Raw genomic sequence first — 16,030 nt, 5'->3', positions numbered from 1 at the left:
TGTTCCTCTCCTGACCAACTGCTCGCTGCGGATCGCTTCTCCTTTCCGCAGCTCTTGATCATTTTGAGGAGGCGCCGGCCCCGGCACATCGCACGAATCGTCCATTGACGCGGTACCCACGTGGGATGCGAAGCGGTCACTCTCCGCTGTCACGGGCCTGGGCCAGCCGGGCCAGCTCAACGCGCGACGTGAGGTCGAGCTTGGTGAAGGCCCGGCGCAGGTGCGAGCTCACCGTGTGCGGCGAGAGGGAGAGGCGCTGGGCCACCTGGAGGTTGGTCAGCCCTTGCGCCACGAGCCGTGCCACCCGCAGCTCCGACGCCGTCAGCTCGGGCCACCGCCCGTCGTGTCCGGCCGGCCCGGGCCGGCGGCGGACGCCCGCGGCCCGCAGGCGCCGGCGGACGCGGGCGACGTCCCGCTCGGCGCCCGCCCGTACGTAGAGGGCGAGGGCCGTGTCCAGGTGCGGCACCGCGTCGGGCTTGCGGGTGACCGCGAGCTTGCGTCCGACGTCCTCCAGCGCCGACGCCCGGGCCATCGGCCGGGGGCAGTCCTCGAACAGCCCGACCGCGCGCCGGAGGTGACCGAGGTCGTTGTCGAGGAGTCCGCGGGCGTGCGCGGCGGTGGCGGCGAGGAACGTGAAGCCGGGGTTGAGCTGGGCCCGCCGCTCGGCCGCCCCGACCGCCCGGGCGGCCCGCTCGTGGGCGCCGGCGCGCAACGCCATGCGCACGAGCACCGGGGCGTCGGCGGGGTCGAGCGGGCCGGCGAGGCCGTTCCGCCCTCCGGCCCGCGCCGCCGCCGGCCCGTCGAGTACGGCCATGGCACGGTCGGGCCGGCCCTCGGAGTCCGCCATCAGCGCCAGCATCCACGAGCCGACGTCGCGGACGAGTGGTGCGCCCTCGCGCCGCATGCGCCGCGCCTGTTCCGCGTACCCCTGCGCGGCCTGCCGGTCGTCGGTGTGAAGGGCGACGCGCATCATCGCGTACCGGAGCGTGACGTCGGCGAGGTCGCCCGTGCCGGGCTCGTCGGTCGTCGCGCAGGCGGCTTCGCCCTCGGCCCGGGCCTCCGTCAACCGTCCGGCGTCCAGGAGCGCCCGGGTGCGGTACATCAGCCACAGGCGTACGGCGGCCGCCCGGCCCTGGTTCCGGGCGGCCCGGACGCCGTCCTCCGCGGCGGCGAGCGCCTCCGCGGAGCGGCCGGCCCAGCTCGACAGGAAGCCGCCCCACAGGGCCTCCGGAAGCCACAGCGCATGGACGTCGCCCAGGCCGGCGGCCAGGGCGGCGGCCCGGTCCGCCTGCCGGAACGCCCCGTTCCAGTCCGCCCGGTGGAAGCGCACGACCGAGTCGGCCGTCAGCAGGGTGGCCCTGGCGGTGTGGTCCGCCGTCACGTCGGCGTTCTCCAGCGCCTGCGCAACGGCCTGCTCGGCGGCCTGCTGCTCGCCCGCCATCGACAGGCCGAGACAGAGCAGCGCGAGCAGCCGGCCCCGCAGCGCCGCGGGGATCCCGGGCAGCGCCGCCCCGGCACGGGCCTGCCGGACCGCCTCGGAGAAGTCGGACTGGACGGACAGCCGCGCCAGGGCGAGGCGTATCCGCGCCTCGCCCTCGGGCCCGAGGCCGCCGGCCGTCAGGGCGGAGGCGCCCAGCCCGCGTGCCCGGGCCGCCTGCCCCGTCTGCCAGAGCAACGGGATCGTCTCGGCGACGACCCGCGGCCGTCCGGGGGCGTCCGCCGCGGTGAGTTCCAGGGCCCTGAGGGCGAGTTCCGCCGCCGGTCCCGGGGCGGTGGCCGCGAGGTCCGCCGCGGCGGTGCGCAGCCGGGCGGCCTCCGCCCGGTCGTCCTCCCCCGCCTTCCCCGCCTCGCCGGCCGGCGAGGCGGGGGGTCCGGCCGGGGGCTTCGCGTTCTCCGGCGCAGGCCCGGCGGCCTGACGACGCAGGGCCTGGCGCAGGGAGTCGGGGAGGCCAGCCTCCACCGCCTCGCGGATCAGGTCGTGGCGGAATTCGAGGCGATCGCCCGTTTCGGCGAGCAGACCGGAGTCGAGGGACTCCCGCACCGCGGTGATGAGTGCCGCCGACGGTCGCCCGAGCAGTTCGGCGAGCCGGGCGACCGTGACCGGGCCGTCCACGGCGGCCGCCGTCTGGACCAACTCGCGGGCCGCGTCGGAGAGCCGGCCGAGGCGGCGCCCGACGGAGGGCAGCCGGTGCGGGGGAAGGGGCCGGGCCGACAGGCCGGCCGTGCCGTTCTCGATCGTCACCGCCTCCTCCTCCCGCAGCGCACCGAGCAGCTCGACCAGCAACAGCGGCACCCCGTCGGCGCGGCGGGCGACGCGCAGGACGTCCGGGTCCGGAACGGCGCCCAGGACGTCCCGGGTGATGTGCGCGACCGCCTCGCCCCCGAGCGCCCCCAGGACCAGCTCGTGCGCCCCGGCGTGCCGGATCCTGTCCAGGGTCGTGCGCACGCCCGGCGGCACGCTGCCGCCGTTCACGGCCACCAGCCACAGGATCGCGTGCGACGAGAGCCTGGCCGCGAGGGTGTGGAGGGTGAGGAGCGTCAGGTCGTCGCACCACTGGAGGTCGTCGAGGACGATGAGCAGGGGCCCGTGGCGAGCCGCCTCCTGCAGGCGGTCCCCCAGTTCCTGGAGCAGCCAGAACCGCTGGCCGGGTGCCGTGGCGAGGTCCCGGAGGCGGGCGGCGCCCGGCAGCGGCTCCGCCCCGCCGAGCAGCCCCTCCAGCAGCGGGCCCAGCGGCACGAACTGTTCGTCGGGGTCCGCCGCCCCCTGGAAGACCCTCGTCCCGCGCCGCCTCGCGGAGGCCGACGCCTCCGCGAGGATCCTGGACCTGCCGATGCCGGCCGGGCCTTCGACGCGGACGATCCCGCCCTCGCCCCGGGCGAGCGCGTCGAGCCGCGCCTCGACGAACGCCAGTTCGGTCTCCCTGCCGCGGACCGGCGGCCGCACACCGTCCGGGTCCTCGGGCACGGGCCATGTACTCAATCGGTTCACACTCATTCCGCCGGCCGGGGCCGCACGGGACGAGGGTCGGTCCGCGTGCGGTACGGCGGATCAGTATGGAGCACGGCGGCTCCGGCCCGGCCGGGGCGCCGGTCCGCGGGCCGCCGTGCGCGGGGCGTCCGCGCTCCCCCGGGCCCGGCGGGTGCCCGCGCCCGGTGGCGCCGGGCCCGGGAGGCGCCGGGCGTTCCGGCGTCACCCGGCGGCTCCGCGGTGTGGCGTCACTTCGCCAGGAAGGCGAGGAGCGCGCTGTTGACCTCCTCGGCGTGGGTCCAGAGCAGGCCGTGCGGGGCGCCCTCGATCTCGACGTAGTCGGCGGACGGAAGGGCCTTGTGGAAGGGGCGGGCGGTGCCCTCGGCGGGCAGGATGCGGTCGGCCGTGCCGTGCAGGATCAGGGCCGGCACGTCGATGCGGGGGATGTCGGCCCGGAAGTCGGTGTACCAGGTCGACGGCGCGGCCGACGCGGCGAAGGAACCGCCGCCCGCCGCGGTGTTCCAGCTGTTGCGGACCGCCTCCTCGCTGATCCGGGTGCCCAGGTTCTCGTCGAGGTTGAAGAAGTCGGCGAAGAAGGCCGTGTAGTAGGCGTAGCGGTCGGCCTTCACGGAGGCGACCACGCCGTCGAAGAACTCCTTCGGGGCGACGCCCTCCGGGTTGTCCTCGGTCTTGAGCAGGCAGGGCTCCAGCGAGGCGAGGAAGGCGACCTTGGCGACGCGGGCGGAGCCGTACGCGGAGACGTAGCGGGCGACCTCGCCGGTGCCCATGGAGAAGCCGACCAGGACGGCGTCGGAGAGGTCGAGGGTCTCCATCACGGTGTTCAGGTCGGCCGCGAAGGTGTCGTAGTCGTAGCCGGTCGTCGGCTGCGAGGACCGGCCGAAGCCGCGGCGGTCGTAGGTGATGACGCGGTAGCCGGCGTCGAGCAGCGCGGCGCTCTGGCGCTCCCAGGAGTGGCCGTCGAGCGGGAAGCCGTGGATGAGGACTACCGGCCGGCCGGTGCCGTGGTCCTCGTAGTAGAGGTCGATGGCGGTGGAGTTCTCCTGGCCCACGGTGATGTACGGCATGGGGTGTTTCCTCGATTCGGTTCGGCTGGTCCGCGCGTCGGGATCGGCGCGGCAAGCCGTCACGCTAGGCCCGGTACGGCACCGGTTGTTGTCGTGCGGTGCACCGCACCTGGCCGGGGGGCGCACCGCGCCCGGCCGGGGCGCGGAGTCACCCGCGCCGGGCCGGTCCCGCTCAGCCGGCGGGGGCGTCCCCGGTGCCGGCCTCCGCCAGCACCAGCCGGGCCAGGTGCACCCGTGAGTGGACCGAGAGCTTGCGGAAGACCGACGCCAGATGGGTGTTGACCGTGTGCGGGGAGACGACGAGGGCGGCCGCGGCCGACCGGTTGGTGTGGCCTGCGGCGATCAGCCGGGCGACCTTGCGTTCCGAGGCCGTGAGCGCCTCCCAGCCGTGGCCGGGGCGCGGCCCGGAAGGCCCGGTACGCCGCGCGGAGCGCTGCCCGGAGCGGGCCGCCGCCCGGTCCAGGCCGGCCCGGACCAGGTCGGCCTCGACGCTCGCCCCCGCCTGCGCGTAGGCCTCGTACGCCGTGGTCAGGGCAGGTACCGCGGCGGCGTCGCCCGCGGCCAGCAGTGCGCGCCCGAGGTCGGCGGAGGCCGCCGCGAGGTGCAGTGGGCGGGGTCCGGTGCGGAGGATCCGGACCGACCGCTCCAGGAGTCCGTGGTCGGCGTTCAGCAGCGCGGCCGCGTGGGCGGCGGTCCCCTGCGCGGTCGGCACGGAGGGGTTGCGGGAGGCGTACCCGGCCGCCTGGGCGACGAGGTCCCCGGCCAGGGAGCGGTCCCCGGCGCGCAGGGCGATCCGCACGGCGTCGACGAGACGGGTGCGCAGCAGCCTCCACCGGACGAAGGGGTGGTCCCGCTGGGCGGACCGGACCCGTTCGGCCGCTGCCGCGTGGTCGCCGTCGGCATCGGCGACCACGGCCTCCAGGTACTGGTGCGCGGCGTGGTTCCCCGTGTTCGGCCGGTCGGCCATGGCCGCCCTGACGACGTCCAGGTGTTCCCCGGCCGCCTCGCGGTCGCCGCGCAGCACCGCCAGCAGGCCCCGGCTGACCCGGATGTTGACCAGGTTGCCGGGCACCTGGATGTCCGCCTCCAGCCGTTCGGCGGTGACGAGGTCGGCCTCCGCGTCGTCGAGCCGCCCGAGACCCAGGTTCAGGCTCCCCTGGGCCCACGTCAGCATCGCGGGGCGCAGGTGTCCGTCGCCCGCCGTCCGCAGCAGCCGCCGTGCGGAGTCGAAGTCGTCCAGGTGGACCCGTGCGACGACCTCCTCGGGTAGGAAGGCCGCGTCGAACGCGTTCAGCGCCGTGTGGTGTCCGACGGCGGCGGCGCAGTCGCCCTCGTTGAGGGCGATCTCGCCGAGGCCCCACAGCGCGAGGACGCGGGCCTCCCGGTCCCCGGCCCGCTCCGCCTCGGCGAGCGCCCGTTCCCCGGTCCGGCGAGCCGCCCCGAGGTCGCGTCCGCGGGACCGGGCCAGCGCCTGGCGCGCGGTCAGCCGGGCGCGGACCGCCGGGTCGGTGACGACCGCCAGCGCCGCCGTGGAGCGGCGGGTCAGATCGTCGACGTCGTCCAGGTGCCACAGGGTGTCGCCGAGGACGGACTGCAGCCGGGCGAAGACGTCCAGCGGCGGCTGGCGGGCCAGCAGCGCGTCGCCGGTCTCCCGCGCCCGGGTGTACCGCCCGGCGCGGGTCAGCGCGGTGACGGCCCTCTCCCCCACGCTGAACGCCGCGGGCGCGTGGGGCGGCACGAGTTCGAGGGCGCGCACGGCCAGGTCGGCGGCGAGGTCGGGCATGACGGCGCTCACGTCGGCGGCGGCCCTGCCGAGCAGGGCGATCGCCTCGTCGTCGCCGGGTCCGGCGCTCTTCAGCAGGTGCGGGACCGCGTCGACGGAGGTCCGGCCGGTCGCGACGAGCCGGCTCGCGGCCTCCCGGTGCAGCGCGCGGCGCGCCGAGGGGGCGAGGTCGGCGTACACCGCCTGGCGGAGCAGGTCGTGGCGGAACCGGAGGCGTTCGCCGTCGTCGTCGAGGAGCCCGGCGGCGATCGCCTCGTCCAGTTCGCCGATGAGACCGGAGGCGGGCCGGCCGCACAGGGCCGCGGCGTCGGCGAGCGTGAACGTGCGCCCGAGGACCGAGCCGATCCTCAGGAAGTGGAGGGTGTCCGGCCGGAGCGCGGCCAGTCTGCTGCGCACGCCGAGGACCAGCCGCTGCGGCGGCTCCGACGGCTGCGGCCCGTCCACGCCCGACGCCGCGATCCCCGTCAGCATCTCGGCCGCGAGGAACGGGTTGCCGCCCGACCCGTCGAGGAGCTCCGTGACCCTCTGCGGCACGTCCCCGCCCAGCACGTCGCGTGCCAGCTCGGCGAGGGCCCCGTCGGACAGCGGCCGCAGGGGGAGGCTCGTCGTCCGCGGCCCGTCCCCGGACAGGCCCGGGTCCTCCCTGCCCGCGAGCAGCCACAGGACCGGGGAGGTGCGCAGCCGGGCCGGCATGACGTTCAGTGCGAACCGGCTCAGCGGATCGGCCCACTGGACGTCGTCGATCGCTATCAGTGCGGGCGTGCCCGCCGACCGCTCCTCGATCAGCTGGGCCAGCCTTTCGACGAGCCAGATGCGCTGGTCGTGATGGCCCGCGAGGTGCGCGAAGTCCGCGGTGGACAGCAGCGGCGGGTCGCCGTCCAGGAGCCCCGAGGCCAGCGAGGTAAGCGGTGCCAGGTCGTGCAGCTCCTCGGCCCGTCCCTGGCTGACGAGGAACCCGTGGGCCCGTGCGATCGAGACGGTCTCCTCCAGCAGCACGGTCTTCCCGATCCCCGGCTCGCCCAGGAGCAGCGCGATCGCGCCGCCGTCACCGTCGCGCACCCCCTCGACCAGGGCGCGCAGCCGCTCCAGCTCGGGCTCGCGCCCCCGCAGCCCGGGCCGGCTCGGCCCGCCGTTCACGGGCCGCTCCTCGCGGCCCCCGCACCGGCCGGTCCCCGGGCTCATCCCTTCACCGATCCGGCGAGCAGGCCCCGGGCGAAGTGCCGCTGGAGGGAGAGGAAGACGGCCACCGGGACGAGGGCCGACACGAACGCCCCTGCCGTGAGCCGCTGCCACTCGTTGCCGCGCGTCCCCGCCATCGCCGCCAGTCTGACCGTCATCGGCGCCGTCTCGGCCGTTCCGCCCGACAGCGCCAGGGCCACCAGCAGGTCGTTCCACACCCAGACGAACTGGATGACCGCGAACGTGACCAGGGCCGGGCGGGCGAGCGGCAGCACGATCCGGAGCAGGAGCGTCCCGTGCGAGGCGCCGTCGACCCGCGCGGCCTCGATCAGCTCCCGGGGCAGCCCGGCCAGGAAGTTGTGCAGGAGGAACACCGCGAACGGCAGCGCGAAGGCCGTGTGGGCGAACCAGACGTGGCCGAACCGCGCCGGTCCGGTGGCGTTCCAGGCGGGCAGGAACAGCCACCCCCGGGAGAAGAGCCTCAGCAGCGGCACGAGTGCCATCTGGAGGGGCACGATCTGGAGCGCGAAGACGCCGACCACGAGCGCGTCGCGCCCCCTGAAGTCGATCCAGGCCAGGGCGTACGCGGCGAGGAACGCCAGGACGAGGGGGAACAGCACCGAGGGAACGGTGATGACGACCGAGTTGACGAAGTACTCGGCGAGCCGCCCCGACGCGTTGCCGCCGCCGGAGACCACCTCGCCGTAGTTGTCGAGCGTGAGGTGCGGCGCGCCGAACACGGTCCACCAGCCCGTCGTCTTGATCTCGTCCTCGGGGCGGAACGAGGAGAAGAGCAGACCGAGCGTCGGCGTCGTCCAGAGGACCGCGACCACCACGGCGGTCAGCGAGAAGGCGCGGGAGGCCAGACGCTCCCGGACACCGGTCACCGCGCGCTCCGCTGCGCCCGGACCTGGTAGGCGACGACGGGGGCGACGAGGACGAAGAGGAGCACGGCGAGGGCCGCACCGCGGCCCGTCTCCCCGTAGCGGAAGGCCTGGTCGTACATCGCGTGGGCGACGACCTCCGTGCCGAACTGGCCGGCGGTCATCGTCTTGACGATGTCGAACGCCTTGAAGGTGCCGACCACCTCGGCGAGGACCACGACGAGCAGCGTGGGTCTGATCGACGGCACCGTGATCCGCCGGAAGACCTGCCGGGGTGACGCGCCGTCCAGCCGGGCCGCCTCGACCAGCTCGCGGGGAACGGCCCTGATCGCGCCCGTCAGCAGGACGGCCGCGAAGCCGGTCTGCGTCCACACCGCCACCACGACGAGGAACAGGACGTTCCACGGGGAGTCCACGAGCCACTGCCTCGGCTCGCCGCCGAACGCGACGACGAGCCGGTTCAGCAGTCCGATCTGCTCCGCCTCCGCGGGGCGGTAGGCGTAGACGAACCTCCAGACGAGGCCGGCGCCGACGAACGAGACCGCCATCGGCATGAGGACGACGGACAGCGCGAGCGCCCTGAACCGCGAATGCGCGACGGCCGCCGCGTAGAGCAGGCCGACCACGGTCACCAGCAGGGGCACCAGCACCACCCAGACCAGGGTGTTGCGCAGTGCGGTCAGCGCCCCGGGGTCGGTGAACATCCACACGTAGTTGTCGAGTCCGGCCCACGCGGCTCCCGTGCTGTCGGTGAACGACAGCGCCAGGGTCTGCAGACCGGGCAGGAGGAGACCGGCCGTCAGCAGCAGGAGTGCGGGGGCCAGCAGCAGGAAGGCCGCGCCCCGCCTGCGCGCCGGCCCCCGGTGCAGCGCCAGCAGGATGAGGAGGACCACCGCCGCGAAACCGGCGACGCCCTGGAGCAGGAACAGCAGTTTGGGCCGCTGGGCGGCGACGTCGAACGGCATCAACGGACCGGCCAGGACCGTTCGATCGAGTCGGCGACCTGCTGGGTGCCCGCGCCGCCGATCCAGTCGACGGCCCCCTTCCAGAACGTCCCCGCGCCGACCGAGGCGGGCATCAGGTCCGAACCGTCGAAGCTGAACCGGGTGTTCGGGTCCTGGAGCAGCTGGATCGCGAGCCGGTCGACCGGGGTGGCGGCGTTCGCCGGGTCCACGCCCTTGTTCGCCGAGACGAACGGGCCCTTCTTCATGCGCGCGTTGGCGAAGTCCGCGGTCGCCAGGTACTGCTGGAAGGCCCGGACCTCGGGGCGGTCGGAGAACGCCGCGGCGAACACCCCGCCGCCCAGGACGGGTTGCCGGGCGGTGTCCGTCCCCGGCAGGACGAAGACGAAGACGTCCCCGTCCGGTCCGATCCTGGTGCCCGCCGGCCACTGCTCGGCGTAGAACGAGGCCTGGCGGTGCATCGCGCACGCGCCGGACAGGACCGGCCGACCGGCCTCCTGGTAGGAGATCGAGGCCATCGACCGGGCCGGCCCGAAGCCGCCGTTGGCGTAGCGGTCGTTCCTGAGGATGGATCCCACGGTGTCCATGGCCTCGATCACCCGAGGGTCGTTGAACGGGATCGCGTGGGAGACCCACTGGTCGTAGACGTCCTTGCCCTGCCGGCGCAGCAGGACGTCCTCGATCCAGTCCGTCACGGGCCAGCCGGTCGCCTCGCCGGACTCGATGCCCGCGCACCACGGCTTGACGCCCGAGGCCGCGACCTTCTCCGTCACGTCCATCAGCTCGGACCACGTGCGGGGAACGCCCAGTCCCCGGTCCCGGAAGAACGTCGGCGAGTACCAGACGAGCGACTTCACGTTCGCGACCAGCGGGGTGCCGTACAGGGTGCCGTCGACGGTCGTGTAACCGTTCCAGTCCGCCGACCAGCCCTGCTCGGCCAGGGACGCCACCGCGGCGCTCAGGGGCTTGAGGCTGCCCGCGCGCGCGAAGCGCTCCAGGAGCCCCGGCTGGGGGAAGAACGCCACGTCGGGCGCGCTCCCGCCGGCGACCCGGAGCTGGATCTGCGCCTCGAACTCCCCGTCGCCCTCGTACGAGACGTCGATCCCCGTGCAGTCCGCGAAGTCCGCCCAGGTCTCCTCGAACAGGTCGGCCTCCCGGTCCCGGTTCGACCCGTAGACGGTGACCCGGGTGCCGGGGTGCCTGCCGTACCCGGCGTACGGTCCGCAGTCGACGGTGGCGCGGGACTCGGCACCGCCGTCCTGCGGGGCGCCGCAGGCGGTGGCCACCAGGGCGAGGGCGGTGACGACGAGTGCGAACCTCGCACCGAAGCTCATGGGTGTACTTCCTCCGATCGCCCCCGGAGCGATCTCGGGGGCGATCCTGGGGCGACCAGAAGCTATCAGCGCTCGAACGTCATCGACCAATCGTTCGATCTGGGGTTTTGTGTCAGCGGGCGGTGGACCGGACCGCCTCCTGGATCAACTCCGCCACGGCCTCGGGCCGGGCGAGCATGACCAGGTGCGAGGAGTCGACCTCGACGGTCGTCATGCCGGCCCGCCGGTAGCCGAAGCGCTCCACGTCGGGGTTGATGGTCCGGTCGTCGGTGGCCACCAGACCCCAGGAGGGCTTGCTCCGCCACGCCGCGACCGGCGCCGCCTCCGTGAAGGCCCGCGCGGCCAGCGGACGCTGGGAGACGGCGAGCACCGCGGCGAGCCCGGGGTCGACGTCCGCCGCGAACAGGGCGGGGAACCGGTCGACCGCCACCGAGACGTCGGTCCCGGTGGCGGCGGCGGTCCCGGTGGCGGCGGCGGTCCCGGCGGAGTCGGCCACGGGGAACGGGGTGAAGACGAGCGCCTCGGCGAGGCCGGAGTCGGGGAAGCGTCCCTGCAGCTCGCCCAGGCTCTCGCCCTCCTCCAACGCGTATCCGGCGAGGTAGACCAGCGCCCGGACGTTGTCCTCGGCGCCGGCGAGGGTGATGACGGCGCCGCCGTAGGAGTGGCCCACCAGGATCACGGGGCCGTCGATGGCGCGGATCACCGAGGCGATGTACGCCGCGTCGTCGACCAGGCCGCGGTTGGGCACCGCCGGAGCCACCACCTCAAGGCCGGCGGCGATCAGTTCGGGGATGACGCGGGCGTAGCTGGAGGCGTCGGCGAAGGCGCCGTGGACCAGGACGACGGTGGGGCGGGTGGATCGGGGCATCGGTGAGACTCCTCGGTGCGTGACTGGGGGGGTGAGGGAGGCGGAGCCGCGGGGCCCGGTCGGCCGACCTGCGCGGGCAGGACAGTGTCGGTGCGCGGGCCGGACCGGACGGCGCGGTCCGCGGCCCGGACGGTGCGCGGCCCGGCCGGCGGACGTGCGCGGCTCACCGGGCGGTCAGAGCGTGCGGCGCACGCCCGCCTGGCGCTCCAGGTTGCGGAGCTGGACGGCCAGGTCGCCGTGCACGGCGGTGTGGGCGGGGCCGCTGCGGCCGATGGGCAGGACCTCCTCGCTGCGCATGTCTTCCAGCATCAGGGCGAACGCCGCGTACATCGCGACGAGCGCCACCACGAGGCCGAGGGCCCCGGACGTGCGCGTCAGCCACTCGGCGCCCGTGAGCCCCGAGAGGCCGGTGGCCGCCCAGCGGGGCAGCGAGACCGCCAGCACGAACCAGAGCGCGCGCTTGGGCCGGGTCACGGCGGTCATCAGCGCCCCGAAGCAGAGGAACGCCAGGTTGAACACGCCCAGCACCCGGAGGCCGTCGGCCGCGCCGCTGAACATGACGAGCGCGTAGGCCAGCCAGCTGCCGGCGAACACGCCCATGAGCGTCGCCGCGATCACGTCACGGGCGCCGAAGGCCAGGACGCTCACCAGGAGTTGCAGGGCGAAGGCGGGCAGCACGCACAGGGCGACGGCGCCCCGGGCCTCGGGCCCGAGGAGCCCGAGCTGCAGACAGCCCGTCATCACGGAGGCGATCGCCACCGTGAAGAAGCCCAGCGGCATGGGTGAGGCGATGGGACGCAGGTTGATCCGGGTCATCGACCGCAGGTCCGGTTCGAAACGGCGTGCCGGGGTCGCGTCCGGCCCGCCGTCCGGTGCTGCGTCGTCGCCGCCTGCGGCGGGGGAGGCTGTGGTCATCGTGCGGCTCTCTCGTTCAGTGGTCGGGCTCGGTGCTCGGGCTCAGTGCCCGGGGTCAGGGCTCGGGGTCGGGGCTCGGACGCCGGGCCCGGGGGTCAGTGCCCGGGACCAGGGCTCGGATCAGTGGTCGAAGCAGGGGTCGAGGAACGACGGCGGCGTCCCCGGGTCGGAGCCCCGGGCGACGCGCCACCGGCGGTGCTGCTCGGACTCGGCGGCGGCCTCGGCCACGAGCGACGCCTGGCGGGCACCGCTCTGGTAGCCGCCGAAGTGGGCCACCGGGCTCCACCCCGGGCTCACCGGCGGGACGGCCTCGTCGAGTCCCTCGTACTCCGCACTCGCGTAGACGATCCGGCCGCCGACGACGGTGAGCACCGACTCGATGTCGGGAATGGCGGCCTCGGGCACGGTGAAGTAGTCGTCGGACAGGATCGCGAGGTCGCCGTAACAGCCCTCCCGCAGGGTTCCCTTGACGTCCTGTTCGCCGGTGAGCCGCGCTCCGCCCCGGGTGTAGAGGTCCAGGGCGGTCTCCCTGTCGATCAGGTTCCCGGCCGGGTAGAGCGCGGTGCCGCCGACGGTGCGCCCGGTCACCAGCCAGTGCAGCGCGACCCAGGGGTTGTACGAGGAGACGCGGGTGGCGTCGGTTCCGGCCGCGACGGTCAGGCCCCGGTCGAGCATGGCGCGGACCGGCGGGGTGTGGGCGGCGGCCTCGGCACCGTAGCGGTCGCGGAACGCGGTGCCCTGGAAGGACATGCGGTTCTGGACGGACAGGGCGCCGCCGAGGGCCGCGATCCGGTCCAGGCTGTCGGCCGAGACGGTCTCCGCGTGGTCGAAGAGCCAGCGGTTGTCGCCGGGGAAGAGCCCTTCGGCCGCGAGCTTCTCGAAGACGGCCAGGTCGCGGCGGATCGTCTCGTCGTAGGTCGCGTGGAGCCGGAAGCCCCACCCGTTCTCCAACAGGAGCCGGACGGCCTTCTCGAACTCGGCCTCGTACCCCGCGGCGAGCTCGGGACGGGGCTCGGAGAAGTTCTCGAAGTCGGCGGCGGCCCAGGTCAGGTTCTCGCCCGCGCCGTTCAGCCGGAGCCACTCGTCCCCGTCCCCCGGCTTCACCATCTCGGTCCAGCGCTTCAGATCGGCGAGCTCCTGTCCGGCCGTCTGCGGGAAGAGGTGGTAGGCGATCCGCAGGGACAGCTCCCCCGACCTGGCGAGATCGACGACGGTGGCGTAGTTGTCGGGGAAGTTCTGGAACCCGCCGGCCGCGTCGACCGCGGACGTCAGGCCGAAACGGTTCAGTTCACGCAGGAAGTGCCGCGTCGACGTCCGCTTGTCGGCCTCGTCGAGGGCCGGCGCCTTGGCCAGGGTCGAGTACAGGATGAGGGCGCCCGGCGCCGCCAGGAGGACCCCGTTGGGTTCGCCGTCCCTGCCCCGGACGATCTGTCCGCCGCGGGGATCGGGGGTGTCGCGGGTGAACCCGGCGGCCCGCACCGCGGCCCTGTTCATCAGGGCCGACTGGTACAGGTGCAGGACGAAGACCGGGGTGTCGGGGGCGGCGGCGTTCAGCTCCGCGACGGTCGGCATCCTGCGCTCGGCGAACTGTTCGGCGGTCCAGCCGCCGACGACCCGGATCCACTGCCCCTTGGGGGTGCGGCCGGCCTGCTCCCGCAGCATCGCCAGGGCGTGGCGCAGGCTGCGCACCCCGTCCCAGCGCAGTTCCAGGACGTAGTTCAGGCCGCCCCGGATGACGTGCAGATGGGAGTCGTTCAGGCCGGGGACCACCCGGCGGCCGAGGGCGTCGACGACCCTGGTCGACGGCCCGACGAGGTGGGCGAGGTCGTGGTCGTCGCCCAGCGCCACGACCCGGCCGTCGCGGATCGCGACGGCCCGGGCCCCGGGGCGGGCGGCGTCACCGGTGAACACCTTCGCGTTGCGGACGAGGAGGTCGGCCTGCGCGTGTTCCCGCGGGGCGGGGACGAGGCCCGCCACCGGCATGCTCGTCGACGGCCCGGTCATGCGAGAACCTCGCGCGCGGTGCCGGTGTCGGCGACGACCAGCGGGGTGTCCACCAGGTGCTCGGCCAGGAACCACACCTGCGCCTCGCCGGTGCGGACGACCTCGGAGACCAGCAGGTCGGCGCTGCCCTCGTCACCCTCCGCGGAGAGCCTGGCGGCGGCGTCCCGGGCGTCGATCAGGATCCGCTCGTGCGCGTCGAGGAGCCGCGACAGCATGACGGGGACCTCCTCGACGCCGTCCGGCGGCCGGGGAACGGACGTCAGCTCCGCGACGTGGCGCGGGTCTCCGACGGCGACGCCGCCGAGGCTCTGGACCCGCTCGGCCAGCGCGTCCACGATGGCCAGTTGGGCCTCCGCGTGCTTGTCCAGCATGAGGTGGAGCGAGTAGAAGGTCGCCCCGCGCATGAGCCAGTGGTGCTTCTTGTAGAGGGAGTAGAGGATCTGCGTATCGGCGAGGACGCGGTTCAGCCGCTGGCAGGCGTACATGCGGGTGTCGTGGCCGAGGCCGATCGGCAGCTGCTTGAGCGTGCCGAACGCCTGGGTCTCGGCGCCCTTCTGGTGCAGCAGCGGCTGGCCGCCGCGCTGGTGCGTAGGCGTGTGCGTGGTGCTGGTTCCGTTGCCGGGGCCGGTGCCGGGTCCGGTGCTGGGTCCGGTACCGGACGCGGTGTTCGCGGTTTCCATCGAGTACTCCTGGTCGGGAAGGCATGGAGGGTCCGGCCGCCCGGTCGGGGGTGCGCGGGCGGCCGGACCCGGTCTCTGCGGCCCCCGGTCAGCGCCCGCCGGGGACGGCGGGGCCCGCGGGGACGGCGGGAACGGCGAGTCCTGCGGGGACGGCGGGGCCTACGGGGCTGACGAGGCCCGCTGGGCTGACGGCGGGGCCTACGGCGCTGACGGCGCCTGCCGGTGCAGGACGAGCCGGGTCAGCAGCCCGCTGCCGAGGCCGGCCACGAGGGCGACGGCCGCCCACCACAACGGGTAGGGCGTGAGGCCCAGGGCCGCATCGAGGGACCAGCCGCCGGGCCCGGTGGCGGCCAGGGCGACGGCGGTGCCGATGAGGACGAGCGGGTACTCGTACCCGTCGTTCTGCACCCACAGGCCGTGGCGCCACTTCACGGTGAGGGCGACCGTCATCACCCCGACGGCCCCGGTCGCGGCGAGCGGGGTCAGGAGGCCGGCGGCGAGCAGCAGACCCGAGCCGATCTGGCCACCGCCCGCCGCCAGGGCGGTGAGGGCTCCGCCGCGGAAGCCGTCGGCGCGGAACTCCTCGGTGCCGCCCTCGAGCCCCTTGCCGCCCAGGTGCGTGCTGATCTTCTGCACGCCGTGGCCGGCGACGAGCAGTCCCACCAGCAGACGCAGGATCAGAAGGCCGGTGTCCACGGAGATCAGCCGGCCGCGTGCGCGCCGATGACGCTCTGCGCGTACACGACCCCCAGGCCGTACGCGCCCGCGTGGGCCTTGACGATCTCCATGACGGCGCCGTACGTCTCCTGCCGCGCCCAGTCGCGCTGCAGCTCCAGGAGGACCTGCACCCAGGTCACCGGAACCGCACCGGCGGCCACCATCCGCTGCAGCGCGTGCTCGTGGGCGGCCGGGCTGACGCCGCCGGAGGCGTCGGACACGACGTACACCTCGTACCCCTGCTCCAGCGCCGAGAGCGCGGGCAGCACCAGGCAGACCTCGGTCCACAGACCCGACAGGATGATCTTCCGGCGCCCGGTCGCCTTGACCGCCGCCACGAGCGCCTCGTCCTCCCAGGCGTTCATGCTGGTGCGGTCGACGATCTCGTGCCCAGGGAACACCTCGGCGAGCTGCGGCAGCAGGGGCCCGGAGAACGACTCGGCGGCGACCGTGGTCAGGACGGCCGGCACGTCGAAGGCCCGGGCCGCCTTGGCGAGACCCACGGTGCTGTTGATGATCGCGGCACGGTCGCCGCTGCCGGTGCCGAAGAACATCTGCGGCTGGTGGTCGACGAACAGCATGACCGCGTTGTCGGGCGTGAGCAGGTCCGCACTCGGAGCGGCCTGCACCTTGGTGATGTCGAACATGAGG

Annotated in this window: 12 protein-coding genes; all 12 read right to left on the bottom strand. The window is 74.6% G+C overall.

Annotated elements, in window-relative coordinates; all coding sequences use genetic code 11:
* Nucleotides 1-136: 136 nt before the first annotated feature.
* The 12 genes from J5Y04_RS28815 to J5Y04_RS28760 all read right to left on the bottom strand — a co-directional run bounded on the left by J5Y04_RS28815 (nt 137) and on the right by J5Y04_RS28760 (nt 16,026).
* Nucleotides 137-2,989: an AAA family ATPase gene (locus tag J5Y04_RS28815; RefSeq protein ID WP_307853348.1), complete on the bottom strand. Its 2,853-nt coding sequence runs from the start codon at nt 2,987-2,989 to the stop codon at nt 137-139.
* 227 nt (nt 2,990-3,216) lie between these two features.
* Nucleotides 3,217-4,053: an alpha/beta fold hydrolase gene (locus J5Y04_RS28810; protein WP_209415322.1), complete on the bottom strand. Its 837-nt coding sequence runs from the start codon at nt 4,051-4,053 to the stop codon at nt 3,217-3,219.
* A gap of 172 nt (nt 4,054-4,225) precedes the next feature.
* Complete coding sequence (locus J5Y04_RS28805; protein ID WP_307853347.1) at nt 4,226-6,973, bottom strand: AAA family ATPase; 2,748 nt, start codon at nt 6,971-6,973, stop codon at nt 4,226-4,228.
* 41 nt (nt 6,974-7,014) lie between these two features.
* Nucleotides 7,015-7,902 carry a carbohydrate ABC transporter permease gene (locus tag J5Y04_RS28800; RefSeq protein ID WP_209415320.1) on the bottom strand — a complete coding sequence of 296 codons (888 nt, stop codon included), beginning with the start codon at nt 7,900-7,902 and terminating at the stop codon, nt 7,015-7,017.
* Nucleotides 7,899-8,864 carry a carbohydrate ABC transporter permease gene (locus tag J5Y04_RS28795; RefSeq protein ID WP_209415319.1) on the bottom strand — a complete coding sequence of 322 codons (966 nt, stop codon included), beginning with the start codon at nt 8,862-8,864 and terminating at the stop codon, nt 7,899-7,901. Before J5Y04_RS28795 ends, J5Y04_RS28800 begins: the two co-directional genes overlap by 4 nt.
* Complete coding sequence (locus J5Y04_RS28790; RefSeq protein ID WP_209415318.1) at nt 8,864-10,195, bottom strand: ABC transporter substrate-binding protein; 1,332 nt, start codon at nt 10,193-10,195, stop codon at nt 8,864-8,866. The genes J5Y04_RS28795 and J5Y04_RS28790 overlap by 1 nt, the downstream gene beginning before the upstream one ends.
* Nucleotides 10,196-10,307: 112 nt before the next feature.
* Complete coding sequence (locus J5Y04_RS28785; RefSeq protein ID WP_209415317.1) at nt 10,308-11,063, bottom strand: alpha/beta fold hydrolase; 756 nt, start codon at nt 11,061-11,063, stop codon at nt 10,308-10,310.
* A gap of 174 nt (nt 11,064-11,237) precedes the next feature.
* Complete coding sequence (locus tag J5Y04_RS28780) at nt 11,238-11,978, bottom strand: GPR1/FUN34/YaaH family transporter (protein WP_209415316.1); 741 nt, start codon at nt 11,976-11,978, stop codon at nt 11,238-11,240.
* Between the two features lie 120 nt (nt 11,979-12,098).
* Nucleotides 12,099-13,982, bottom strand: a complete 1,884-nt coding sequence (locus tag J5Y04_RS28775; protein WP_209415315.1) for an amidohydrolase — start codon at nt 13,980-13,982, stop codon at nt 12,099-12,101.
* Nucleotides 13,979-14,662, bottom strand: coding sequence for a Dps family protein (locus tag J5Y04_RS28770; protein ID WP_245205609.1), 684 nt, complete (start codon nt 14,660-14,662; stop codon nt 13,979-13,981). The genes J5Y04_RS28775 and J5Y04_RS28770 overlap by 4 nt, the downstream gene beginning before the upstream one ends.
* 198 nt (nt 14,663-14,860) lie before the next feature.
* Nucleotides 14,861-15,358: a DoxX family protein gene (locus tag J5Y04_RS28765; RefSeq protein ID WP_209415314.1), complete on the bottom strand. Its 498-nt coding sequence runs from the start codon at nt 15,356-15,358 to the stop codon at nt 14,861-14,863.
* A gap of 5 nt (nt 15,359-15,363) precedes the next feature.
* Complete coding sequence (locus J5Y04_RS28760; protein ID WP_148648093.1) at nt 15,364-16,026, bottom strand: hydrolase; 663 nt, start codon at nt 16,024-16,026, stop codon at nt 15,364-15,366.
* Nucleotides 16,027-16,030 lie beyond the last annotated feature (4 nt).

Source organism: Kitasatospora sp. RG8, assembly GCF_017813315.1.
Taxonomy (GTDB): domain Bacteria; phylum Actinomycetota; class Actinomycetes; order Streptomycetales; family Streptomycetaceae; genus Kitasatospora.
Note: the sequence above shows the minus strand (reverse complement) of the source record. Positions and strands in the feature narration are given on the sequence as shown.